Consider the following 23,108-nt stretch of genomic DNA (forward strand, 5'->3'; position numbering starts at 1 on the left):
TCCCCTAAACGCCGATCTTCCCCAAAGCGGTGAGGAACTGACGATATTTTCCCCAAGGCGATCGCCACAAAACCACGGATGTCAGCTAAATCTAACTTGGCTTGCCGTTCCGCCCCAGATCGCGTTAAGAATCGGCATCATAGCAGATAGAATGATTGAGACAATTTCGAAAGTGAACGTAGTAGCCCTATGCCTCGCCGCGACGATATCAAAAAAATTCTGATCCTTGGTTCTGGCCCCATTGTGATTGGACAAGCCTGTGAGTTTGACTACTCCGGCACCCAATCCTGTAAGGCGTTGCGGGAGGAAGGCTATGAAGTGGTCTTGGTCAACTCCAACCCAGCCACGATTATGACGGATCCAGAAACCGCCGATCGCACCTACGTTGAGCCAATCACCCCCGAAATTGTCGCTAAAGTGATTGAGAAAGAACGGCCCGATGCCCTGCTCCCCACCATGGGTGGCCAAACGGCCCTAAACACAGCGGTTTCCCTGGCGAAGAATGGCACCCTCGAAAAATTTAACGTCGAGTTGATCGGTGCGAAATTAGAAGCGATTGAGATGGCCGAGGATCGCAACCTCTTTAAAGAAGCCATGGCTCGGATCGGTGTCCCCGTTTGTCCTTCCGGCATTGCCAGCACGATGGAAGAAGCACGGGAAGTCGCTATCGAAATCGGTAGTTACCCCCTCATTATTCGGCCAGCCTTCACCATGGGCGGTAGTGGCGGCGGCATCGCCTATAACCAAGAAGAATACGAAAAAATCTGCAAGTCCGGTTTAGAAGCCTCCCCCGTATCCCAGATTCTCGTGGAAAAATCCCTCCTCGGTTGGAAAGAATACGAACTGGAGGTGATGCGGGATCTCGCCGATAACGTCGTGATTATTTGCTCCATTGAAAATATTGACCCGATGGGGGTACATACAGGGGATTCGATTACGGTAGCCCCAGCCCAAACGTTAACGGATAAGGAATACCAGCGACTGCGGGATTATTCCCTGAAAATTATTCGTGAAATTGGCGTCGAAACGGGGGGCTCCAACATTCAGTTTTCAGTGAACCCCCTCAACGGCGAAGTGATTGTCATCGAGATGAACCCCCGTGTCTCCCGCTCCTCAGCCTTGGCTTCTAAGGCAACGGGCTTCCCGATCGCCAAATTTGCAGCGAAGTTGGCGGTAGGCTACACCCTCGACGAAATCCCCAACGACATTACAAAGCAAACTCCCGCATCCTTTGAGCCGACCATTGACTATGTGGTCACGAAAATTCCGCGCTTTGCCTTTGAAAAATTCCCCGGTTCAGAACCGATTCTCACCACCCAAATGAAATCCGTGGGCGAAGCGATGGCGATCGGGCGCACCTTCCAAGAATCCTTCCAAAAGGCGTTACGTTCCCTTGAAACGGGACGGTATGGTTTTGGCTGCGATCGCCAAGAAACCCTTCCCAGCCTGAGCCACATTTCTACGAGCCTCAGAACCCCAAACCCGGAGCGAATCTTTACTATTTATCAGGCCCTAAAGCTGGGGATGACCGTCGAAGAAATCCATGATTTGACGGCGATTGATATCTGGTTCCTCGACAAAATGGCGGAACTGCTAGTCACGGAACGCTTTATGAAACAAACGCCTCTGACGGAAATTTCTGCGGCAGATATGCGGGTGATTAAGCAACAAGGGTTTAGCGATCGCCAAATTGCCTACGCCACCAAAACCAACGAAGATGCGGTGCGCGCCTACCGGAAATCCATCGGTGTCTTGCCCGTGTATAAACTCGTGGACACCTGTGCGGCAGAATTTGAAGCCTTTACCCCCTACTACTACTCCACCTATGACGGCACCGAATCAGAGGTTGTCCCCTCCGACAAACCCAAAGCGATGATCCTCGGCGGTGGCCCTAACCGCATTGGCCAGGGGATCGAATTTGACTATTGCTGTTGCCATGCCGCCTTTTCCCTCAGTGATGCGGGCTACGAAACGATCATGGTCAACTCCAACCCCGAAACCGTTTCCACCGACTACGACACCAGCGATCGCCTCTACTTTGAACCCCTCACCAAGGAGGACGTTTTAAACATTATCGAAGCGGAAAACCCCGCAGGCGTAATCATCCAATTCGGCGGCCAAACCCCGTTAAAATTAGCTGTCCCCCTCGACAATTACCTCAACGCAGGCGACTGTCCCGTCGATACCAAAATCTGGGGAACCCAGCCCGATGCGATCGACACCGCCGAAGACCGGGAGCGCTTTGAAAAAATCCTCCACGACCTTGAAATTCTCCAACCCGCCAACGGCATTGCCCGCGACTACAAAGAAGCCCAAAAGATTGCCAATCGCGTCGGTTATCCGGTAGTCGTGCGTCCCTCCTACGTGCTTGGTGGACGGGCAATGGAGATTGTCTATTCCGACGAAGAACTCGACCACTACATGAAGTACGCCGTCCAGGTCGAACCCGATCACCCGATCCTTGTCGATAAATTCCTCGAAAATGCGATTGAAGTGGATGTGGATGCTCTCTGTGACCACACCGGAAAAGTCGTCATCGGCGGCATCATGGAACACATCGAAGAAGCGGGTATTCACTCCGGGGATTCCGCCTGTTCCATCCCCCACACTTCCCTACCCGATGACGTGATCAACACCATCCGCGAATGGACCGTCAAACTGGCGCAAACCCTCAAAGTCGTCGGCTTGATGAACATTCAATACGCCGTTAAAGATAACCAAGTCTATATCCTCGAAGCGAATCCCAGAGCTTCCCGTACTGTGCCTTATGTTTCTAAAGCTACTGGACGGCCCCTAGCGAAAATTGCTTCCTTGGTGATGTCCGGTAAAACCCTCGATGAATTAGGCATTGATGGTGAAATTACCCCGAAACACGTTGCTGTCAAAGAAGCCGTCTTACCCTTTAACAAATTTGAAGGCACAGACACCCTCCTCGGCCCCGAAATGCGCTCGACCGGGGAAGTGATGGGCATCGATGTTGATTTCGGTAAGGCTTTTGCTAAAGCGGAGATTGGTGCTGGGGTTGAACTGGCGACAGAAGGAACGGTCTTTGTTTCAATGAATGACCGCAATAAAGAAGCCGCCGTGCCTGTGGTTAAGGATCTCATGGAATTGGGATTCCGGATTGTGGCCACTTCTGGTACCCGTCAAGTGCTCCTAGAGAACGGTATTGAAGATGTGGAGTTGGTATTAAAGCTCCATGAAGGGCGGCCCCATGTGGTCGATTGGATGAAAAATGGCTGGATTCAGTTCATTATCAATACGCCCTCTGGGGAAGAATCCCAAGCGGACGGGCGGATGATTCGTCGCACAGCCCTCGATTACAAATTGCCGATTATCACGACTTTGGCAGGAGCTAGAGCAACGGTGGCAGCAATTCGGTCTCTCCAAGAGCATCCCCTCGATGTGAAACCGCTCCAGGAATACATCAACGCTTAATTTTTCTAGTTCTGAATTGCGATCGCCTCTCGTTCATTCAAGGGGCGATTTTTTGTACTCTGGTTTGGAGGAATCAGCCTGTTTCCATGGAGCATAATTGCTGTTTTTGTGGCCCCAAAATACGAGCCTAGACTCTACACTCGATAAAATAAGCAAAAAATTCTTATCAAAATTGGAGCGATCGCCTGTGTTAGATGGAGAACAGCTATCCCATATCGTGTCCCAAGCGTGCCGTCATTATCAGTTTTCTAAAGCGATTCGCCAACGGGCCTGGGTAGAAATTGACCATCAAGCGCTGGCGGCTAATATCCGTGCCCTCAAGGACATTCTCGCGCCCCAAACGGCATTGATGGCGGTGGTAAAAGCCGATGCCTACGGCCATGGTGCGGTCAAGGTCGCTGAAACGGTACTCAAGGCGGGGGCCAGTTGGTTGGCGATCGCCACCTTAGGGGAAGGGGTCGAACTGCGCGAAGCCGGGATTACTGCGCCGATCCTCGTTTTGGGGGCGACCAATACCACCGAAGAAATTGAGGCGATCGCCCATTGGGATTTGCAACCGACCCTCTGTAACCTGTCCCAGGTGGCTATTTTTAATGAAACCCTCGCTCGATTAGGGAAAATACTTCCTGTACACCTCAAAATCGACACCGGAATGTCCCGCCTCGGCACCCGCTGGGAGGAAGCTTTGCCCTTCGTTGCAGCGGTTCACCAAGCCCCGCACCTCAACATCGCCAGCATCTACTCCCACTTTGCCACCGCTGACGACCCAGACCCCACGACGATGGATCAGCAACACCAACGCTTCCAAGCGGCGATCGCCAAACTCGAACAACAGGGAATACCGATCCCAAAACGACATATCAGTAATTCCGCTGCCACCCTCCACAGCCGCGATCTCCACTACGATCTGGTGCGTTTGGGCCTTTCTATTTACGGTGTCTATCCAGCGCCCCACCTCAGCCCCAAAGTTCACCTCAAACCCGTGCTCCAGGTCAAAGCCCGCATTACTCAACTGAAAACTTTGCCCCCCGATACTGGCGTCAGCTACGGCCATCGCTTTATTACCGCCACAGACACAAAAACAGCAGTGGTGGGCATTGGTTACGCCGATGGTGTGCCCCGTCGCCTCTCCAATAACTTAAAAGTCTTGGTTAATGGTGCCTTTGCCCCCCAAATTGGGGCGATTACGATGGATCAACTGATGCTCGACGTTAGCCATCTTCCGGACGTCCAAGTCGGTGATGTGGTGACGCTCATTGGTACAGATCATGACCAGCAGCTAACCGTTGACCAATGGGCGAATCAATTGGGCACGATTTCTTGGGAAATTCTCTGCGGTTTCAAGCATCGCCTGCCCCGGATTAACCTCTGAGATTTGCACACGCTTTCTAACTATTGAGGTTGTAATTCCTCAAGGATCGTAAACCGCACATGGTTCAGGGCCAGATCTCCTAGGGAAACTTGCTCTTTTGGGACAATTTCCCCCTGGCGGTACAACTTTTCAAAGGGGACGCCCTTCGCCATTTCTGCGTGGTACCAAGCCAGTCCCATGAAAAAGCGGGCTGGGTATGGCCCTCCCTCGCACAGATCATCGGGGTTCGATTCCATTGGCAGCCAACCATAACCCGGCAAATAAAATTCCATCCAGACATGGTTGTAATCGGGTTGGAGGGGGAGATTTCTCAGGTGGGCGTGGGCTGGACATTTGTAGCGACCCACCGTCCGGCTGGCGATGCCGTTGAGCCGAGCCAAAGCCAAGAGGACACCTAAATATTCACCGCAGGAGCCGACCCCCCGCCGGAGGGCAATATCTGGGGTGTCGATGTGGGGCTTAATGCCGTAGGAGAGATGGTCATAAACGTAGTTGCGGATGTTGTACATTTGGCGGAGCAGATTGGTTTCGCTCCCCACGGCATCGGTTGCGGCCCGCTGGATAATCTCTGTTTCCATGGCCAAATTTTCGTTATCCACCAAATATTTTGCTTGGAGTGCTTCTGGAATCGGCGCGAGGTTTTCGCAGTCCGGCGGCGTAAATTGATATTTAATGCCCCACACTTTGAGGATGGCCCGCCAGCCAAAGATATGACGATGTCGGTCATTGAGTTGGTCGAATTTAAAGACGGCGACCTTTTGGCCTTCTTTTTCTTCAATGGTGAAGGGGAGACCGACGGGTTCGATGCTAACCACTTGCTGGCGATCGGTCTCGGCAGGGAGAGCAATTTTCCATTCGAGATCCTGCAATTCAACGGGATCGAGGGGCGATAGTTCTTCAACGTAGCTCATCTCCAGGAGAAAGCCATTGGAGAGGGCATATTTTTCCTCTGGGTCATAGCGGAAATAGAGGGGATGCAGAAAGGTAACGTCGCGGTATTGGAGTTCGTAGTTGGGGTCGGCGTTGGGATTATCGCGAATGTAGGGTTCTTGGGAAGCGTAGGCGACATAAAGAATGTCTGGGCCTCCTTCCGGATTCGGGTAGAATGTCAGACCCGTGGGGGATTCAAAGGGGGTCAGTAGACTAAATTTTACTTCGCCAGTGGCCCGTTCCAGGCAATAAACCGTTTGTTCGAGGCTATCGGAAACCCAGAGATCTTCGCCGCGAATTACAAGATTTTCAACGCCAATGCCGGGGGCATAAAGGCTAGTGATAGAGCGGCCATTGGTGGCATCGTAGATAAAAATTTCACCCCGTTTTTGGCAGGAAATATAAAGGCTATTGCCAGAAATTGCGACGCCATTGACGGTATCGGGAAAACGGGTAAAGAGTTCGGGATTCCATTGGTCGTCGGTCATGGCGCATTTGTAGAGGCGATCGCCGCTGGTAAACCAAAGAATCTCGTCTTGGATCGCGAGGCCCGTCGCCCCGATAAAAGCTGACCAAGTGCGGGAATTTATAATTTGTGTTGCATCGGTTTGGGGATCGATCCGCATCAGATAGCCATTAATATTTTCAATGGCCCAAAAATAGCCGTTGTGGAATGCCACACCGTGGAGGGCATAGGTTGAAATGGGGCGAATGGTGCGGTGGTTTGTCGGGGTGGCAGTACTCAAAATCCCAATTTCCGGTCGTAGGTTGTATTCTTCACTAGGATTATCACCCATGAAACTCCTTTCGTTATCGTTTTAGTAAGGGAGATTTAGGGGGTTTTGTACAAAGATCTTGATGTTTCGTCGGAGGAGTGGGGCTGCATGACACTAGATCGAGGACAGGTGATCAGTTGGTTGCAAGACAATGTTTCGCGCGATCGCCTAGAGCATATCCTTGGAGTCGAACAAATGGCCCAAGCCTTGGCCCAACGCCACGGAACAGACCCAGACCAAGCGGCCCAGGCGGGATTATTACATGACCTCGCGAAGTTTTTTCCGCCGCCCAAATTGCTGCAAATCGCCCGACAGCACGGTTTAGAGATTGATTCGATTTGTGCCCATGTACCCCACCTCCTCCATGCAGATGTGAGTGCAATTGTGGCGCGGACAGAGTTTGGGATTCAGGATGCACAGATTCTACAGGCGATCGCCAACCACACCCTCGGCCACCCTGGCATGGATCAATTAAGTTGCATTATTTTTGTGGCCGATGCCCTAGAACCGAATCGAGGTGATGGTAAAAAACTGCAAAAACTGCGGCAATTGAGCGAAAAAAATCTTTATCGAGCCGTGTCAGGAGTGTGTGACTATATGTTGAAACACCTCATTAAACAGCACAAAATCATCCATCCCCGGATGATCTTGACCCGCAATTGGGCTCTACAAATTAAAGGCGATCGCACCGAGTCATCTATTACTTAAACCCGGTGCTGCCGATAAAATACTTCCCTAGGAAATCAGCGTGTGATTCTCTTTTTCTTGGGGATGACGCCGAGAACGGTGCCGCTGCGAGACGACTTGCTCCGGATCAATGCCGTCAAAGGTCGGTGGCAACCAAACGCGAATCACCAACAGCGCCCCTAAAACCAACAGAAAAATACAAGCAACCAAAACCTGTGTCCAAGGCGTTTCTAAAACACCGCGTACAATAATTTCCCGGAGCACAGAAACAATCGACACTTCCACCGCCACACCGATAGAAACCCGGTGTTCTTGGAGGTAGATAATCAGCAAACGAAACAGCTCTACCAAAATCAGTAAAAAGAGAATATCAGAAGTAACCGTCTGAAATTGCAGAGGCGGCAACAACGAAAGCACCATCTCCCGCAGTTGCAACACCATAAAGCTAAACAGCCCAACACACAGGCCAATCACAATCAGATCTTGAACCGTTTCTAACAACCGCACAACATATTGGCTATTGAGCCAGCGGTACCAAGGGAGAGAGAAAGTTTGAGGCGTTTTCATTGGCATTAAATTAATTTAAAAACTACGTTGCTGGATGAACCCGCGTCGCTTGGGCCATGCAGCGAAAAGAAGTGGAATACGCTCTGATTGGTTTCAGTTTGACCATTGATTTTTCTCGTCTTCACTATTCAGAAATCCTGGGGCAGTTCATCATCCTAAGGAGCAAACCCAGAGTTGGACTTTCAAGATTGGCAATTTGGCCAACCTAAAGCGTTAGCAATAGCGACAAACTTCGCTCGGACATTTTTCGGCGAGGTAACAAAGCGCTCTAAATCGTAGGCCGATGACTTCTTCGTAAAGGGGATTGAGCTTACACAGTGGCGGAATTTTAAAGTGAATCAGACCCGCTAAGGAAATTTCTTGGGCAAAGGGGCACTGGGCGGGCACCAGTTGACAAATCAATCGGGCGCGATCTGGATCGTCAATTTCTAGATCCTTGAGCCATTGACGGAGAGGCTGGAGCAGATCGAAAGATGTCGTGGGCAAAAACCGCAGTTGCTGATTGGGATTTTTGAGAGAGGGTCGGCGGGAAAAAATAATCATGGCAAGTATTTTTGGGGAAGTAGGCGAAAAACCTTGTTCTTCTACAGTCTAGTAATAAGCTCAAAGAATATAAACCCTAAAATCATATAAATCTTATTTATGTTTAATAATGTCTGCTTAACTAAAGCCTGTATCGGGGCGTCGCAAAAAAAAGTTGTTGTTTAGCTAAGTTCACGTTCCTTTAAGCCCCGGAAAAGAAGCGGTTATGATGGGGGGTAAGTTTAGCCTCGGTTATCCCCTTGCCCTACTCTCTCCAACCCGATCCGGTGCAATTGTTTACGCTCCCCAATGGCCTCCAGGTGGTGCATCAATATTTGCCGGGGACGCCTGTGGTGGTCACCGATGTATGGGTTAAAGCAGGGGCGATCGCCGAACCGACAGAATGGGAAGGAATGGCTCATTTTTTAGAGCACATGATCTTTAAGGGATCGCACCAAGTCTGTCCCGGTGAGTTTGATCAAATTGTCGAAACCTGTGGTGGGCTGAGTAATGCCGCCACCAGTTACGATTACGCCCATTTCTACCTCAGCACTACAGGCGATCGCCTACCAGAAACCCTGCCCTATCTGAGCGATATTTTACGCAATGCCACCATTCCCGACGCCGAATTTATCCGGGAACGCCAGGTAGTACTCGAAGAAATTAGCATCAGCCAAGATGATCCCGACTGGCTCGCCTTCCAAGCCTTGAGCCGTCTGCTGTACGAAAATCACCCCTATGGCCGCTCGATTTTGGGCAATGCCGAGCAACTATGTGGCTATACCCCCAACCAAATGCGCTGTTTTCACCGGACCCATTATCAACCCCAAAACTTGATCATCAGCATGGTTGGTAATATTCAAGTCAACCAGGCCTTGGATCTCATTCAAAGCAACTTTAGCGATTTTCAGGTGCCCTCTGAATGTCCCCCCTTTGAGGTGGAGGCAGAACCCCCTCTGATCGAGATTCGTCGCAATGAAATTCAAGTGCCCAATGTGGAAATGGCGCGCTTAATCTTCGGTTGGCTGGGGACGGGGGTCGAACAATTTAATGACGCAGTCGGTCTAGATTTGCTGTCGGTGATCCTGGCCGGGACAACTTCCGCTTGGCTGGTGCAAGAGCTGCGGGAAAAACGCCAGTGGGTCTTGGATATTAACAGTGGTTTCTCTTTGCAACGGGATTCTAGTTTATTTACGATTCAGGCCTGGCTCGATCCAGAACATTTAGACGATGTGGAACAGGTGATTGGCGATCGCCTCGCTGATCTGCAGACCCAATGTGTGAGCGAAGATGAACTACGCCGGGCAAAACGCATGTTGTGTAATGAGCATATTTTTTCGACGGAAAGTGCGAGTCAGTTGGCCGGGCTCTACGGCTATTACCAAACCCTCGGTAACCTTGATTATGCCCACCACTATCCCCAGATGGTCGAAACCTTTACGATTGAATCACTCCAGCGTTTAGTGCGACAATATCTTTCTCCGGAACATTACGGTATCGTCACTTTAACCGGCACCTAAATGGCACAATTTGCAACGGCAGAAAACGGCTGGGTGGACACAACCAAAGCCACCGATCCAGGGGTGATCGCCCTCGTCAAAGAGTTACTCGAAACACAAATTTATTGCAGCCTCAGCACTTGTTCACCGACCGGACTGCCTTGGAGTAGCCCATTGCTCTTCGTCTGGGATCAGGGCTTAAACCTCTATTGGTCATCGGCGATCGCCGCCCAACATTCCCAAAATCTTTACCAGAACCAAGGCCGGGCGATGGTCACAGTTTATGATCCTCGTCGTATTAAGGCTGCCTTTTTCGCAGGAACAGCCACAGAATTAACCGCATTAGAACCCCTGCGACAAGTTTTAAGCCGATTCGACCAGCGGGCCAAACGACCCACACCCCGACAAGCCGCAGATTACCTCAGTGCTTCCCCCCGGCGGATGTATCAATTCACCGTACAGCAAGCTTGGGTCAGTGGCGATCGCCTGTTATCCCAAGGGCAATTGATCGACACCAAAGTCCAGTTAGATCTCGACTCTCTCAAGGCTTATTTTTCCCCGTAAATATGCACCACCACTTCCCTGGTATGGCGATAACTGCGGTGTTCCCAGAGATAAATGCCCTGCCATGTCCCCAACACCAAGCGACCATTGGCAATGGGAATTTGTTCAGAGGTTTTGGTTAGCACTGAACGAATATGGGCAGGCATATCATCGGGGCCTTCGGCGCTGTGAATATACGAACGGCCATCTTCTGGTACCAATTTCGCCATGAAATTTTCTAAATCTAACAGCACATCCGGATCCGCATTCTCTTGAATGATTAACGAAGCCGAAGTATGGCGCACAAACACAACACATAATCCTGCTCTAATGCCCGATTCGGCCACATAAGACTCGATTTTGGCCGTAATTTTGTGGAGAGATTTTCCTTGGGTTTGGATTTGTAAGGCGCGTTGATGTTGGTGCAGCATAGGGGACAGTAAAAAAATGCGGGCTAACTCATTTTAGAATAGGGAAAAATGAGCCAACAGCCACCATGTCCACCTGGTCTAATATTTCCCTTGCCACCCCTGATCTGAGCCAAGCGGCCTTTGTGGCCTCGAATGCCACCGTGATCGGCAATGTCAGCCTCGCCGAGGGATCAAGCATTTGGTACGGGGCGGTGGTGCGGGGCGACCTAGAGGCGATTCAGATTGGTCGTTTTAGCAATGTCCAGGATGGAGCGGTGCTCCATGGTGATCCGGGTAAACAGACGGTGCTTGAAGATTACGTCACCATCGGCCATAAAGCAGTGATCCACAGTGCCCACATTGAGAAAGGCTGTTTGATTGGTATTGGGGCGATTGTTCTAGATGGGGTACGGGTCGGCGCTGGCAGTATTATCGGCGCGGGTTGTGTCGTCACAAAAGATGTCCCAGGGCGATCTCTAATGGTGGGCATTCCCGCCAAACGCCTCAAGGATGTGGACGATACCCAAGCAGCGGAATTAATTGACCATGCCAAAGCCTATTATCAGTTGGCGTTAAAACATTCAGCATTATCGGCCTGAGTCTGGCAGTCGGCGCAGAGGCCAAAGAATTCGAGGGTGTGGTAATAGACCTTGAACTTCTGGGTTTGGCACCAGTCGGTAATTTTTTGACTAATAGGACAACTATCGAGGGGATAAGATTGGCCGCAGTTGACGCAGTTTAAATGATGGTGGTGGTGTTCGGTCATGCCAATTTTGCTATAGAACGATTCTCCCTCTGGGGTGACCCGCTCTTGGATTTTGCCCTTGACTTTCAGTAATTTCAGGGCGCGATAAACGGTGGCCAAGCCGATTTTTAGGCCCGTTTGCTGCATCTCGAAATGGAGATTTTGGGCGCTGGTTTCGGTTTCTTTGGCTTGGATGAGCTGGAGAATGGTGCGTTGGTTTTTGGTGAGTTTCTTGGACATTAGGCTTCTGGTTGGGTGGATTGGCGATCGCCGTAGGCTTTGAGTCCGAGGCTCAGGAGATAGGCAATCCCTGAAACTAGGATAATCGTTGCCCCCGAAGTCAGATTAAAGCGATACGAGAGCCAGAGGCCCGTCGTCGTAAAGCTAATCCCTAAAAGACTGGCTAAACCCATCATCGTCGTGATTTTTTTCTGCCATTGGCTGGCGATCGCCGCCGGAATCGTTAAGAGGGCAATCACCATAATTAAACCGACAATTTGCATCACCATTACCACCGTCAGGGCGATTAAACCCACGAGGACGAGGTACAGACTGCGCACGGGCAAATTGCGGGTCGTGGCAAACACCGGATCGAAGGAAATGGCGAGGAGTTCTTTGTAAAGCAAGGCAATCAGGGCAATAATCACGCAGTCAACGCCAAACATTAGCCACAGATCCGACCGGGGCACCGCCAGGATACTGCCAAATAAATAACTCTCTAAACCCGCTTTATAACCCTCGGTAAAGTCGATCAAAATAATACCGATCGCCATGCCAATCGCCCACATTACGCCGATCAGGGTATCACCCCGTTGCTTGGTTTGTTGTTCAACCCAGCCCATTCCCAGGGCAGAAATCAGGCCAAAGGCGATCGCCCCCCAGATAGGATTAAATTGAAAAAAATAGCCCAGACCAATACCCCCATAGGCGGCATGGGCAATGCCCCCACTAATAAAAACAATGCGGTTGACGACGACAAAAGTCCCAATAATGCCACAGGCGATGCTGACGAGGATTCCCGCCATGAGGGCATTTTGCATAAAGTCGAACTGGAGGGCGTCAAGCATGGTCGCAGGATGAAGAATGGTGGTGGGTTGAGGTCGGGGAGCCATCACCGTGATCTGGAAAAACCCGGTGGGGAATGCCGTGGGCAATGAGATCCACGGGGCATTGGTAGGTTTCTTCGATCATGGTGGGGGTGATCAGGCGATCATGATGATAATGCAAGCGGCGATTCAGGCAACCCACGGTTTTGACATAGGTAGAAATCGCGCCAAGGTCGTGGGAGATCATCATAATCGTCATGGATTGATTAAGCTCTTTGAGCAGTTCGTAAATACTATTCTGCACCTGGGAATCAACGTTAGCGGTGGGTTCATCGAGGAGCAGAATTTTCGGTTCTGAAGCCAAGGCCCGCGCAATATAAACTCGTTGTCTTTCCCCCCCAGACAACTCCCCAATGGGGCGATCGCCTTTATCAGCCATGCCCACTTGGACGAGGGAACGCTGGACAATTTCCCGGTCCTTGCGATTGTAGCGGTGGAATAATTTCCGTTTACCCAAACGCCCCATGTTTACCACATCCCGGACTTGGATCGGGAAATCCCGGTCAAGTTCTAGGATCTGGGGCACGTAGCCGATGTAGCGGCGGCCCTGGGTGACAGGACGCTCTAAAATTTTGACCGTCCCCCGTTGGGGTTGCACCAAACCAAGCAGCACTTTCAGTAGGGTGGTTTTCCCGCCACCATTGGGGCCAATCAGACCAATAAAATCCAAGGCCTGTACCTGTAGGTTAATGTCTTCGAGGACAGGGGTCTTCGGATAGCCCGCCCAGACCCGTTCGAGGGAAATGACCGTTTCCATGGGGGAACTACTCCGTGGGATTGGGGCGACTGGCTTGGACAAATTCATCGGTCATGGCCAACATATTTTCTGACCAGTTGGGGGCGAGGGGATCGAGGGGTACCACCTCGGCGTTAATTTCCTGGGCGATCGCCTCGGCGGCTTGGACATTAAATTGATATTGCACGAAAATGGTGCGGATTTGCTTTTCCTTCGCGGTTTGGACAAGTTGGGCGAGTTCTGCGGCACTGGGTTCCTGGCCTTCTACCTCGATGGAGACTTGCTCTAGGTCGTAGTCCGCCGCAAAATAGCCCCAGGCAGGATGAAAGACCAAGAAGGTGCGATTTTCTAAAGGCGCTAACCGCTCGCGGATAGTTTGGTCGAGTTGATCCAGTTCCCCTAAAAACTGATTGAGATTATCAGCATAGATGGTTTCGCCGTCGGGGTCGAGTTGGATGAGCAGTTGATAAATACTTTCGGCCTGCTGTTTAACCCGTTGGGGAGAGAGCCAAATGTGGGGATCGAGTAGTTCGCCTTCGTGGTCATGGTCGTGGCTATGACCGTCGTCGCCATGGTGGTGGTGATCGGCGAGGGGTAATTTTTCGATGCCCTCGGCGGTGTCTAACCAAGTCATTTCTCGGTTGGCGGAGCGGAGGCGATCGCCCCACACTTCTTCAAAAAAGATGCCAATGCCAATGTAGGCGTCGGCCTCACTGAGATCCTTTAACTGCTGGGGTTTGGGTTCGTAATTTTCTGCCTCGATCCCAGGGCCAACCAAAGTTGAAACCTGGACGCGATCGCCACCAATTTTTTCGACAAAATACTGCTGGGGTAGAACACTAACGGTAATCTTCAGGGGTTCCTGCTGGGGGGTCGTTGCCTCTGGGGTTACGGGGCTAGAAGTGGATGTTTCCGTCTGGGTAGCGGGGTCTGCACCACAACCGAAGAGGAGCCCCAGACAGCTTAGGGCGGCGAGGGAAAAAGTTATTGGCGATCGCACGTTCGTTTCTCGCTTTCTTGAAATGATAATCGTTCTTATTTTAAGAGAAAGGCGATCGCCCCGTAAACCCCCAAGCCCTAAGGAGCAAGTTTCGCCATGGTGAGATAGCCACCAATGGAGGGCAGGGTCGGTAAATAAAATTCTTTGAGGGTCTCCACCTGAAAGCCCGCCGCCTTGAGGAGCGACCCCATCGGTCGGTTTAAATTACAGCCGCCGCCGCAACAGTTCATTACGCCATTTAGCTGATGTTGCCACTGGGCGATCGCCCCGTCTGGACTCAAGCCATGTTCTAGGGTCAGAAAGTAGCCATCTTTTTTCAGGACACGACGAATTTCCCGGAGCACTTGGGCGGGTTCCTGTACCGTACAAAGTGTAAAAGTGCTCACTACTGTATCAAAATAGCGGTCTTCAAAGGGGAGCGCTTCTCCCCGCAGGCCATGCCACTCGACCCGTAACCCCGATTGACGAATCCGCTGCTCGACCCGTTGTTGTAGCATTCTTTCCGGCTCTACGACATGCAAAGTTTCTACTCCCCCTGGGTAATGGGGAAGATTGGCCCCGGTGCCGAAACCAATCTCTAGGACCTTGCCCCGGGCCGCCTGAAGTAATGTTTGCCGTTGTTGGGCGATCGCCTGGCGATGCATCACATAATCCAGTAAAGAGGGAAGAATAAAGCGATTGTAAATATGCATATTTTTTTCCGTAGCCTTGGCCACACCCCCATGATTTTATTGCGAGGCGGGGCAATGGCCGGTATTTTTACTTAAGAAATATTCTCTTTTTTGATGATGCCATGATTAAAAATATGAACAATATGACTTTTGAAAAATTGAGAAAAATCATACCCTAAACGCCAACATTTTCATGGTCACGATCCGAGAAAACGGCTGATTTTTGAGTCATCGACCACTAAACTCTTTATTTTTTAAAATGTAAATTAAGTTCTATAATTCTAAAACTCCACTGTCTTAAAATGTAGGCATCTCCAACCAATCAAAAGCAGCATTACCTATTCCCCATCGATTTCTTAAAGTGAGCCTTAACCTAGGCCCCTGACCACTGCATCTAAACCCGGTACTTATGGAAACTCTCATTCAAACCCTAATCCAAGCGGGGCTTTTAAGTGATACCCAGGCCCAGGTGGTGCGATATGACCGAGAGTTGCATCCAGAAATGTCCCTCGGTGAAATTCTTGCGCTCCGGGGTTGGGCAGTCGAAGAAACCATTGATTTTTTTGAACTGCTTTGGGAAATGCGTCACACACAGCCCGAACGGAAAAATATTGGTCAATATCTGCTGGAAGCCCACCTCATTGATGAAGAACAGCTAGAGGATATTCTGGCAGCCCAAAAACATGATGCCTGGGGACGCTCTCTGCGCTTCGGGGAAATTGCGGTATTAAAGGGCTATGTCAATCAACATACGATTCATTTTTTCATTGAACATTTGTTCCCGGATCAGTTGCACGCCACCAACAAGACTCCTTTCGCTCGGACTTCCTTGACCTCTCGTCCCACGAAAAAGCCTACGCCGCCACGGAACAGAGCGACATTAAAAGAAACCCTGCCCCAAAAACCACCGAAACAGGCTTCCCCCAAGCCTTCCAAAAAACTTTTGAACCGCCAGGCAGCGAAAAAAACAAACCCCCAACTCAACCCACCGAAAAAGCCCGCCTTTAATCCGGAAGAAGCTTTTGCGACCAGTTTTGATTTGATCAAGGCTGAAGACTTTGACCCCAAACAGCTTTGACACAGTCGTCTCAGCCAATGCCCTCTACACCAGCATCAAAATCAGACCACGGCAGGAGATTGCTAAATTCCGTAATAGTTGTGGGAGTAAAACCTTAGCAAAGGTTACGATTAAGTTAATTTTTCTGGCAACAGAGGGTTGAGTTTAGTGGGATAGATACAGTGCGGTCTTATTTGGTGTAAATCGTCAAAGTTCTTGTTTGTCATCCAACCCTAGCCCAGAAATTACGAGCTGCAACGCATGGTCAATATTCCAGTGAACTTTGCTGCCCTCAAGGCCCAGATTATTGATCCGAGTCGAATGCCAACTTTTCCGCCGACGGCGGCGATCGCCGATGTGTTGGCGGGATTTCGACCGTGGACAGTGCCCCAGTGCGTCGGGTTGCAGATGGTGGCCCCCTGTGTGCCGATTGTGCAGGCAGATCAATTGCAGGGTTTGGTTTCGCCCCAAACGGTTTTGAAGCTGATTACGGAAGATGTTGATTTGAGGCAGACCCTGGCACGGGATGTGATGACGGCTCCCCCCAAGGCGATCGCCCTGGCAGATCTAGAGCATCCCTGGGTGGGCCTCGACCGTATGCACCAGGAGCAGCGGGATCTCCTGCCGGTGCAGGGAGAGAACGGATTTTGGCTCGGTTTTGTGGAACGTCTTTCCCTCCAGCGCCTCCTGTGGTCGGAGCCTCTCCTGCAAATGCGACAAGTCCAGGATGTGATGGTGACGGATTTGTCCTTGATGCCTTCCCATAGCACTCTGTTGATGGCGGCCCATCGTTTACACCAAAAACAACAGTCCCTCCTGATGGTTATGGAAAAAGCCAGTGCCATGACTACCCCCTCATCCAATGGCTTGTGGGCGGTGACCCTATGGGATGTTTTGCGGGGCTATGGTAAGGGGAAAGAGGGTCTCACAACGGCGATCGCCACGGAGGGGAGCCATGATTTTCAGCGGGTCAAACCCACGGACTCTCTCTGGTCAGTGGCGGCCCATTTAGTCGAAACTAATGGCAGTTGGGCCGCTGTGGTTGACGAAGAAGAACAACTGTTGGGGAAGGTTTCTTGGCGAGAAATTTTGCAGGTCTTAGATCCCGTCGCCCTTCATTGGCAAACCCATAGCCTCCAACAACGCTTAGACCAAGTGGCCCGGCGTCCCCAGAGGGCGATCGCCCAGGTTGCGGCCCTAGAACCCCACCCACAAGGATTGCCCCAACGGGTGCTCTTGATCGAAGGCCTTGCCACCGAGTCGGTGATCCTCCAGCATCTGTTGCATCCCCCCCTGGGCAGTACCCTAACCTTTCAAGTGACCCAGGTGGACAGTCTGCCCCAGGCGATCGCCCAATTAAAAACGGACACCTACGACCTGATTATTTTCGATGTCAACATCGTTTCTTCTGGCAAATTAGAAGCCTTTATGCGCTTACAAAACAGCGCCGCCCAACGACCTATTTTGTTACTCACCGATGATCGCCAAGAAGATATCCAACTGGCCCACCAATGCATCGAGCTGGGTGCCCAAGATTACCTCCTGCGGAGTCTGTGCGCGGGGGAATCCCAAACGGAGCGGGAAATTTTGATGCGTTCGGTGCGCTATGTCCTCGAAACAGCAGGAGCCAAACGTTCTCTCCAGCAGCAGGATCAACGACTGCAAAATTTAAATCAACAACTAAAGGAAGAAAAGACTGCTAAACAGGCGATCGCCCAACAACTGAAGCTGACCGATGGCCAGATGAAAGCCCTGTTTGAAGCGATCACCGACATTGTCTTTGTGATCAATCCCCAAACTTGGAAAATCAAGCAGGTGACCGCTCCCCAGAATAACCATTGCTGTGGCCCCCTAGATCTCTGCCAGGAGACTTACCAGTTTTTACAAGCGCACCAAAGCCGCCTCACGCCATACCTTCACCAGGCGATCGCCAAAGGCACCACCCCAGACCATGAACCCTTGTCAGGGGAAAGCGTGAAGTATGAATATTCCCTGCAGCCAGATCCCCACCTCGCCCCCGTATGGTTTGTCGCCAAAATCGTCGCCATTAACCAGCAGCAAGTGGTCTGGGCCGCCCACGATGTCACCCCCTTCAAACTCTCCCAACAAAAGCTGATCACCGATCAAGAAAACCTCACTACCATCATCCAAGAGCGCACCAGGGAGCTCAAAGCCCTCAATGCAACCCTCAACACCGAAATTCAGCAACGGAAGCTCACGGAGATGGAACTCCGCCAGGAACAGGATTTCCTCGAAACCCTATTTGACCTCACCCCGGCCCTATTCATGGTGCTGAACCGGGAGGGGCGCATTATCCGGTTTAACCCGGCCTGTGAGCAACTTACGGGCTATCAATTTACCGAGGTGGCCCACCAGTACCTCTGGGATCTGTTGTTATGGGATCGTTATGATGTCGCGGAGATTGTCCAGGAATTTCAACGCCTCCTCCAACAAAAAAAGCCCCGTACCTACGAGGTAGATTGGCGCGCTAAATCGGGGAAAGTTCACCACCTGCGTTGGTCCCATGGCGTTCTTTTGGATAAACAAGGGAACGTCCATTATGTGATCGCCACGGGGATGGATATGAGCGATCGCCAAGCCTTTGAAACCACCCTCAAAACCCTCAACCAAGAGCTAGAGTTTCGGGTGGAACAGCGCACCCGTGTGCTAGAAAATATCGAACAAAATCTGCGGCGTCAGTTGGCGGCGGTGGATGCGGCGGTGGATGCGATCGCCATTTTGCAGCGGGAAGAATTCATCTCAGTCAATCCCGCTTTCTTAGAACTGTTTGACTATCCCCACCGCTTGAGCTTGACAGGGCATTCCTGGAAAGAGGTGCTGTTTGCCCCCAGTGAGCAAAAACGCTTAGAAAAAGATATTCTCCCCCACCTCAATCGCCACAAATCTTGGCAAGGGGAGGCGATCGCCCAACGCCAAAATGGTCAGATTTTTACCCAAGAAATCTCCCTGACCATCACCAGTGACGGTGACTATATCTGCGTCTGTCGAGACATCACCGCCCGGAATCGCGCCGCCCTCAAAATCCGTGAGACCGAAGCCCTCCTCCGTTCCCAATATCGCAACTTTCCCATTCCCACCTATACCTGGCAGCACCGTCAGGGAAACTTTTACCTCATTGACTACAACAGTGCCGCCGAGATTGCCAACGATGGCTCCCTCCAGGATTTTCTCCATTGCCCCAGCCACGCCATTTACGGCGCAGACCACGCGATTCATCAGAATATTCGCCGCTGTTTCGACTTTAAAACGACCTTTGAAGAGGCGCTGCAAATTCCCTCTCCCGATGACCCTGAGGCATTTCAACGCTATTTTCTGGCCACTTATATTTATATCCAGCCGGATCTGGTGATGGTACATACCCAAGACCTCACGGAGCGCAAACGGGCTGAACGGGATCTGCAACAGAGCCAAACCTTTTTGCGTCTGGTCATCGATAACAATCCCAACTTAATTTTTGTCAAAGATAAAGATGGCCGCTTCTTGTTGGTGAATCAGGCGATGGCGAATTTCTATGGCACCACGGTCAATGAATTAGTCGGGAAACGAGAATGTGATCTACATCCAGACTCTGAGGAAGCAGACTGTTTTATCCAGGCCGATCAGCAGGTGCTCCGGGAACAAAAAATCGTGGTCATTGACGAGGCGAAGGCGACGGATTTCCTAGGGGCAACCCGTTATTTTCGGACGGTGAAACTGCCCCTCCAACTCCCTGGCGATCGCCCCCAATATCAAGTGTTGGGCGTGGCTTCAGAAATTACCCAACAGCGCCGGGCCAAACGGGAGCTCGAAAAAGCCCTCACCCAGGAACGGGAACTCAATCACCTGAAAACCCGCTTCATTGATACCGCCTCCCACGAGTTCCGCACGCCCCTAACGGTGATCCTCGGTGCGGCTCAAATCCTCAGTGCTTACCACGACCATCTCCCCGAAGCGCGGCGATCGCAATATCTCAACAATATTGAAGATAGCGTGATCCGACTGCGACAACTGATCGATGATCTACTGACCATGAGTCGCCTCGAAGCCGGAAAACTGGGTTGCCAACGCCAAGCGGTGGATATTGTGACCCTCTGCCAAGATCTCATCGCCGAACTCAAAATTGGTCTTGGGAAGCAGCACCATTTTAACCTTGAGACCACCGGGGCGATCGCCGCTCCCCTGGCCCTCGACCCCAATTTGTTGCAACACATCCTGAATAATCTTCTCGGTAATGCCTGTAAATATTCAGCCCCCGGCACCACGGTGACTGTCCAGTTAGGCAGCAGTGCCGAAGCGTTGACCTTAACTATCATTGACCAAGGGGTCGGCATTCCCCCAGAAGACCAACCCCACATTTTTGAATCTTTCTACCGGGCCAGTAATACCCAAAATATCCCCGGCACAGGTCTCGGCCTCAATATCGTGAAAGAATACGTGCAACTCCACGGCGGCCAGATCGAACTCACGAGCCAACTCAGCAAAGGCAGTCAGTTTACAGTAACCATTCCCCTCGCCGAGGACAGCCCTGAAACAGCCAGAAACTGAGCAAGTTTCCCAATCGATCCGGTTTCAAGTAGGAGAGTAGAATGTTTAGGTCAAGAAAAATTAACGACGATCGCCCCTGGGAGCGGTAGAGAAGGGAACGGATCAAGTAAGATTGAGCAGCAGAAGTTACGCATATATCAAAGGTCAATCCGCCCATGTCTCTTGTGAAAGCAAAACCCGCCCTCCTTGTTTTAGCCGATGGCACCACTTACCACGGACGGTCATTTGGCGCGACAGGTACCACCTTTGGGGAAGTCGTTTTTAATACAGGCATGACGGGCTACCAAGAAGTCCTCACCGATCCCAGTTATCGCGGCCAGATTGTGACTTTTACCTATCCTGAGCTGGGCAATACTGGCGTAACTCCTGAAGACGAAGAATCCAGCCGTCCCCAAGTGAAAGGGGCGATCGCCCGGAACATTGCTCCCCGACCGAGTAATTGGCGTTCTACCCAAGCCCTACCCGATTATCTCAAAGAGCACCAAGTTGTGGGCATCTATGGCATTGATACGCGGGATCTAACCCGTCGCCTGCGGGTATCTGGGGCGATGAATGGCGCGATCTCCACAGAAATTCTCGACCCCGAAGAACTCCTCCGCCAACTCCAAGACGTCCCCTCCATGGAAGGCCAAAACCTCGTCAAGGATGTCACCACCGCTAGCGTTTACGAATGGACTGAAATTACCGATCGCCATTGGGAATTTAGCAGTAGCGCAACCGAAGCCCAGGAACTCACCGTCGTTGCCATTGACTTTGGTGTGAAACGCAATATTCTGCGCCGTTTGGCGAGTTATGGCTGCCGGGTAATCGTTGTTCCCGCCGACACCCCCGCCGAAAAAATCCTTGCCTATAATCCCGATGGCATTTTCCTTTCCAATGGCCCTGGGGATCCAGCCGCCGTCACCGAAGGCATCGCCACGGTTAAAGATATTCTTAAGGCTGAAAAACCCACCTTCGGCATTTGCATGGGGCACCAAATTCTGGGGCTTTCATTGGGGGCTGAAACTTTTAAACTCAAATTTGGCCACCGGGGTCTCAACCAACCCGCTGGTCTCAAGCAAAAGCAAATTGAAATTACCAGCCAAAACCATGGGTTTGCGATCGCCGAAGCCTCCCTCGCCGAAGATGTCGCCATTACCCACCTCAACCTCAACGACCGCACTGTCGCTGGCTTAGAACATAAAACCTTGCCTTTCTTCTCGGTACAGTATCACCCTGAAGCGAGCCCCGGCCCCCACGATGCTGACTACCTCTTTGAAAAATTTGTGCGTTCCATGAAAGCCCACAAAAATGCCTAAAGGCGACGGTACCGCATCCCTGGCAGTTGGGTAATGAATCCTTCGAGTTCCCATTGCAATAGGGTCGCCGAAACCTGATCTGCCCCCATGCCAGACTGGACAACGATCAAATCAAAGGCCGTGGGTTCAGGGGCGATCGCCTGCCAGAGGGGAAGTAACTCTGGGGAAATTTGCCGAAAATCTGTGCTGGGCTGTGGGGTCGGCTCAACCGCTGGCTCTGGGAATGACAAACTAAGCTGGGGGAAAGCTGCATCCAACTGGGGCAGTCCGCCCAACTCCTCGATCAGTTGTGTCTCCCCTAAAATCATGCCCGCTCCCCGCCGAATCAAGTCCAAACACCCCGTGGCTGCTTGCTGTTCGGGGGAATTGGGCAGGGCATAAACCTCACGGTTAAAATCCATCGCATAGTGGGCCGTAATGAGGGAACCAGAACGGCTAGGGGCTTCCATCACCAGGGTCGCTCTGGTTAACCCAGCAATAATCCGGTTTCGGGCGGGGAAATGGCTCCGGTCTGGTCGCGTCCCCGCCGGATATTCACTCAAAATTAAGCCCTGGGCCAGGATCTCGTTGTATAAATTGCGGTGGCTCGCGGGATAGATTTGATCAATGCCAGTTCCTAGGACGGCAATGGTGCGTCCCCCTGTCTTGAGGCAGGCACTGTGGGCAACACCATCAACGCCTTGGGCCATACCCGAAACAATCGAAAAGCCCACCTGGGCGAGGGCCTGGCTAATGCGCGCTGTCCAACGCTTACCATGCTCTGAAGGATGCCTTGTGCCCACCATGGCGATCGCCGGAATTTGGCCTTGATTTTCTAACAGCTTGACTTGGCCTTGGTAATAAAGCAACGGTGGCGGACTGGGAATTTCTAACAATAACTTTGGGTATTCTGGATCCGCTGGCGTCCAAAATTGCGGATTTTTCTCAAGGTGCTCACGGTAAATACGCTCTGGGTCAAGGGGCGATCGCCCAGCCAAAATCAGACGAATCAACTTATCCCCTAAACCATCCACTGCCCCCAGTTCCTGGCCAGAAGCCTGCCAAGCTCGTTCCATGGAGCCGAAACAGTGCCAAATTTTTTTGAGGCGACTTGGGCCGACCCCCTTGATTTGTGACCAAGCCACCCAGTAATGCTGTTCCATCTTGATGACTAATTTAATTAAAAAACAAAAATGTATTGAGAAGAAGTTGCAGTAGCTGCTAAAA

The 23,108-nt window shown here is 51.4% G+C and carries 19 protein-coding genes; 9 read left to right on the plus strand and 10 right to left on the minus strand.

Annotation, left to right across the window (positions count from 1 at the left end):
• Positions 1-189: 189 nt before the first annotated feature.
• Together carB and alr are read left to right on the plus strand one after the other, a co-directional pair.
• Positions 190-3,438 carry a carbamoyl-phosphate synthase large subunit gene (gene carB / locus AWQ24_RS12695; protein ID WP_065717023.1) on the plus strand — a complete coding sequence of 1,083 codons (3,249 nt, stop codon included), beginning with the start codon at positions 190-192 and terminating at the stop codon, positions 3,436-3,438.
• A 187-nt stretch (positions 3,439-3,625) separates the two neighbouring features.
• Entirely contained in the window at positions 3,626-4,810 is a 1,185-nt protein-coding gene (gene alr, locus AWQ24_RS12700; protein ID WP_065717024.1) for an alanine racemase, read from the plus strand.
• A gap of 20 nt (positions 4,811-4,830) precedes the next feature.
• Here the strand turns inward: alr and AWQ24_RS12705 are convergent, their stop codons facing one another.
• Positions 4,831-6,537, minus strand: a complete 1,707-nt coding sequence (locus AWQ24_RS12705; RefSeq protein ID WP_232318818.1) for a transglutaminase domain-containing protein — start codon at positions 6,535-6,537, stop codon at positions 4,831-4,833.
• An 87-nt stretch (positions 6,538-6,624) separates the two neighbouring features.
• Between AWQ24_RS12705 and yqeK the strand changes: the two genes are divergently transcribed.
• Positions 6,625-7,224 (plus strand): bis(5'-nucleosyl)-tetraphosphatase (symmetrical) YqeK, encoded by a 600-nt coding sequence (gene yqeK / locus AWQ24_RS12710; protein ID WP_012308087.1) that lies wholly within the window; start codon positions 6,625-6,627, stop codon positions 7,222-7,224.
• Between the two features lie 27 nt (positions 7,225-7,251).
• Here yqeK and AWQ24_RS12715 read toward each other — a convergent pair whose 3' ends face one another.
• A complete protein-coding gene (locus AWQ24_RS12715) occupies positions 7,252-7,770 on the minus strand; it encodes a phosphate-starvation-inducible PsiE family protein (protein WP_045442251.1) in 519 nt (172 codons plus the stop codon).
• 213 nt (positions 7,771-7,983) lie between these two features.
• Complete coding sequence (locus AWQ24_RS12720) at positions 7,984-8,313, minus strand: Mo-dependent nitrogenase C-terminal domain-containing protein (protein ID WP_065717025.1); 330 nt, start codon at positions 8,311-8,313, stop codon at positions 7,984-7,986.
• Positions 8,314-8,552: 239 nt separating this feature from the next.
• Between AWQ24_RS12720 and AWQ24_RS12725 the strand changes: the two genes are divergently transcribed.
• On the plus strand, positions 8,553-9,812 hold the full coding sequence (locus AWQ24_RS12725) for a pitrilysin family protein (protein ID WP_083993533.1): 1,260 nt from the start codon (positions 8,553-8,555) through the stop codon (positions 9,810-9,812).
• The gene (locus AWQ24_RS12730; RefSeq protein ID WP_065717027.1) at positions 9,813-10,355 is read left to right on the plus strand and encodes a pyridoxamine 5'-phosphate oxidase family protein; all 543 of its coding nucleotides are present in this window, start codon (positions 9,813-9,815) and stop codon (positions 10,353-10,355) included. It abuts the gene before it with no gap.
• Here AWQ24_RS12730 and AWQ24_RS12735 read toward each other — a convergent pair.
• Entirely contained in the window at positions 10,340-10,765 is a 426-nt protein-coding gene (locus tag AWQ24_RS12735) for a secondary thiamine-phosphate synthase enzyme YjbQ (protein ID WP_030007627.1), read from the minus strand. The two genes, AWQ24_RS12730 and AWQ24_RS12735, sit on opposite strands and share 16 nt — an antisense overlap.
• Before the next feature lie 65 nt (positions 10,766-10,830).
• Between AWQ24_RS12735 and AWQ24_RS12740 the strand changes: the two genes are divergently transcribed.
• Complete coding sequence (locus tag AWQ24_RS12740) at positions 10,831-11,343, plus strand: gamma carbonic anhydrase family protein (protein ID WP_065717028.1); 513 nt, start codon at positions 10,831-10,833, stop codon at positions 11,341-11,343.
• On the opposite strand, the gene AWQ24_RS12745 is transcribed toward AWQ24_RS12740, so the two are convergent.
• The 5 genes from AWQ24_RS12745 to AWQ24_RS12765 form a co-directional block, all read right to left on the minus strand.
• Complete coding sequence (locus AWQ24_RS12745; RefSeq protein ID WP_065717029.1) at positions 11,307-11,729, minus strand: Fur family transcriptional regulator; 423 nt, start codon at positions 11,727-11,729, stop codon at positions 11,307-11,309. The genes AWQ24_RS12740 and AWQ24_RS12745 overlap by 37 nt on opposite strands.
• Positions 11,729-12,556 (minus strand): metal ABC transporter permease, encoded by an 828-nt coding sequence (locus AWQ24_RS12750; RefSeq protein WP_065711301.1) that lies wholly within the window; start codon positions 12,554-12,556, stop codon positions 11,729-11,731. Before AWQ24_RS12750 ends, AWQ24_RS12745 begins: the two co-directional genes overlap by 1 nt.
• Entirely contained in the window at positions 12,549-13,352 is an 804-nt protein-coding gene (locus AWQ24_RS12755; RefSeq protein WP_065717030.1) for a metal ABC transporter ATP-binding protein, read from the minus strand. Before AWQ24_RS12755 ends, AWQ24_RS12750 begins: the two co-directional genes overlap by 8 nt.
• 7 nt (positions 13,353-13,359) lie before the next feature.
• Positions 13,360-14,289: a metal ABC transporter solute-binding protein, Zn/Mn family gene (locus AWQ24_RS12760; protein WP_065717382.1), complete on the minus strand. Its 930-nt coding sequence runs from the start codon at positions 14,287-14,289 to the stop codon at positions 13,360-13,362.
• Between the two features lie 119 nt (positions 14,290-14,408).
• Positions 14,409-15,023 carry a class I SAM-dependent methyltransferase gene (locus AWQ24_RS12765; RefSeq protein WP_065717031.1) on the minus strand — a complete coding sequence of 205 codons (615 nt, stop codon included), beginning with the start codon at positions 15,021-15,023 and terminating at the stop codon, positions 14,409-14,411.
• Positions 15,024-15,411: 388 nt separating this feature from the next.
• Here AWQ24_RS12765 and AWQ24_RS12770 point away from each other — a divergent pair, with 388 nt between their 5' ends.
• From AWQ24_RS12770 to carA, 3 genes are all read left to right on the plus strand, one after another.
• Positions 15,412-16,080 carry a hypothetical protein gene (locus AWQ24_RS12770; RefSeq protein ID WP_012308099.1) on the plus strand — a complete coding sequence of 223 codons (669 nt, stop codon included), beginning with the start codon at positions 15,412-15,414 and terminating at the stop codon, positions 16,078-16,080.
• A 240-nt stretch (positions 16,081-16,320) separates the two neighbouring features.
• Positions 16,321-20,604: a PAS domain S-box protein gene (locus AWQ24_RS12775; RefSeq protein ID WP_065717032.1), complete on the plus strand. Its 4,284-nt coding sequence runs from the start codon at positions 16,321-16,323 to the stop codon at positions 20,602-20,604.
• Positions 20,605-20,759: 155 nt separating this feature from the next.
• Positions 20,760-21,902 (plus strand): glutamine-hydrolyzing carbamoyl-phosphate synthase small subunit, encoded by a 1,143-nt coding sequence (gene carA, locus AWQ24_RS12780; protein ID WP_012308101.1) that lies wholly within the window; start codon positions 20,760-20,762, stop codon positions 21,900-21,902.
• On the opposite strand, the gene dprA is transcribed toward carA, so the two are convergent.
• The gene (gene dprA, locus AWQ24_RS12785; protein WP_083993535.1) at positions 21,899-23,044 is read right to left on the minus strand and encodes a DNA-processing protein DprA; all 1,146 of its coding nucleotides are present in this window, start codon (positions 23,042-23,044) and stop codon (positions 21,899-21,901) included. The genes carA and dprA overlap by 4 nt on opposite strands.
• Positions 23,045-23,108: the final 64 nt, after the last annotated feature.

This window comes from Picosynechococcus sp. PCC 8807 (assembly GCF_001693295.1).
GTDB lineage: Bacteria > Cyanobacteriota > Cyanobacteriia > Cyanobacteriales > MRBY01 > MRBY01.